1 protein-coding gene is annotated in these 1,910 nt (G+C 76.0%); it reads right to left on the reverse strand.

Annotation, left to right across the window (positions count from 1 at the left end; all coding sequences use genetic code 11):
• Positions 1 to 1,910 (reverse strand): ATP-binding protein (locus GKQ77_RS32265; protein WP_308117851.1); only part of this gene is annotated, 1,910 nt, incomplete at both ends.

Below are 1,910 nucleotides of genomic sequence, written 5' to 3' on the forward strand. Positions count from 1 at the left end.
GGGCGAAGGGGTCGGGGCCGAGGGCCATGACGTCACGGGCCCAGTTGCGGGCCTCCAGGCGCAGGCCGCGGATCTCCCAGAACCAGCACAGGGAGAGCACCAGGCAGAGCGCTTCCTGTTCGTCCCGCGCGGCGACGGCGTGCCGCAGGGCGGTGCGCAGGTTCTCGTACTCGGCCTCCAGGCGTGCGACGGCGGCGAGTTGTCCGCTTCCGCGCAGTTCGGGGTCGGTGGTTCTGGCGACCTCGCGGTAGTGCACGAGGTGCGCGCGCTCGGCCCCGGGCCGGTCCCCCGCCTCGTCGAGGCGTTCGCCCGCGTACTCGGCGACGGTTTCGAGCAGCCGGTAGCGCATGCCGGTCCCTGCCGCGAGCGAGGGGGCGGCGACGACAAGGGACTTGTCGACGAGGGAACCGAGCACGTCGGCGACGTCGTGCGGGCTGTCCTGGACGTCGTACGGGCTGTCCCTGCCCGCGTACGTACTGTCCCTGCCCGCGCAGACCGCTTCCGCCGCCGCGAGGTCGCAGCCGCCCGCGAAGACGGAGAGCCGCCGCAGGACGGCGCGTTCGGGTGCGTCGAGCAGGTCCCAGGACCAGTCGACGACGGCCCGCAGGGTCTGCTGGCGGGGCAGGACCGTGCGGGCGCCGTTGGTGAGCAGCCGGAAACGGTCGTCCAGCCGGTCGGCTATCTGGCGCGGGGTGAGCATCCGCAGACGGGCGGCGGCCAGTTCGATGGCGAGCGGCAGGCCGTCGAGGCGGCGGCAGATCTCGGCCGCGGCGGCGGGGTCGTCGCCGACGGTGAACCCCGGCCTCGCGGCGGCCCCGCGCTCGGCGAACAGGCGGACCGCGACGGGCTCGGGCAGCGGCTCGACGGGGCGCAGCAATTCACCCGGTACGCCGAGGGGTTCGCGGCTCGTGGCGAGGATCGTGAGGCCGGGGCAGCGGGCGAGGAGTTCGTCGGCGAGGCGGGCGGCGGCCGCCACGACGTGTTCGCAGTTGTCCAGGATGACCAGCATGCGGCGCCCGGCGCAGTGTTCGACGAGACGGACGACGGGGTCCTCGCCGTGCCGCTCCGTCATGACCCGTATCTCCTCCGCGCCGACGCCGCGCAGCACGGTCTCGCGGGCGCCGAGCGCGGTGAGCACGGCCTCGGGCACGTCGTCGGGGCCCTCGACGGGAGCGAGCTCGGCGAGCCACACCCCGTCCGCGAAGTCCGTGCCGACGCTCTCGGCGGCCTCCTGCGAGAGGCGTGTCTTGCCGGCGCCGCCGGGTCCGAGCAGCGTGACGAGGCGGGCCCGCGCGAGGTCGTCGCGCAGGGCGTCGATGTCTGCCTCGCGGCCGACGAAGGAGGTGAGGCGGGCGCGGAGGTTGCCGGGTACGCGCGGCGGGCGCCGGGCCGAGGGGCGCTCGGCGGGTGGTGCGTGCAGCAACTCGCGGTGCAGCGCGCGGAGTTCGGCCCCCGGGTCGGCCCCGAGCCGGTCCGCGATCTCCCTTCGTACGTTCTCGTAGGCGGCCAGGGCCTCCGCCGGGCGGCCGGCGTCCCGCAGGGCGCGCAGGCGCAGGGCCTGGAGCGGTTCGTCGAGGGGGTGGGTGTCGCAGAGCGCGGTGAGTTCGGGCAGGGCCTGTTCCGCCTGGCCGAGGGCGAGGGCGGCGGTCAGGCCGGCGCGGCGGGCGTCGAGGCGGCGGGCCTGCCAGCGGGCGCTCTCCGCGGTGCGGTCCGGCAGGTCGACGAGGGCTTCCCCGCGCCACAGCGCGAGCGCGTCGTCGAGGAGGGCGGCCGCCTTCGCCGGGTCGCCGTCGGCGAGGGCCCTGCTGCCCTCGCTCGCCAGCCGGTCGAAGCGGAACAGGTCTATGTCGTCGGGGCTCGCGTCCAGCCGGTAGCCGCCGTCCGCCGAGACGACGGCGTCCGCGCCGAGG

This window comes from Streptomyces anatolicus (assembly GCF_019400875.1).
In the GTDB taxonomy this organism is placed as follows: Bacteria; Actinomycetota; Actinomycetes; order Streptomycetales; family Streptomycetaceae; genus Streptomyces; species Streptomyces anatolicus.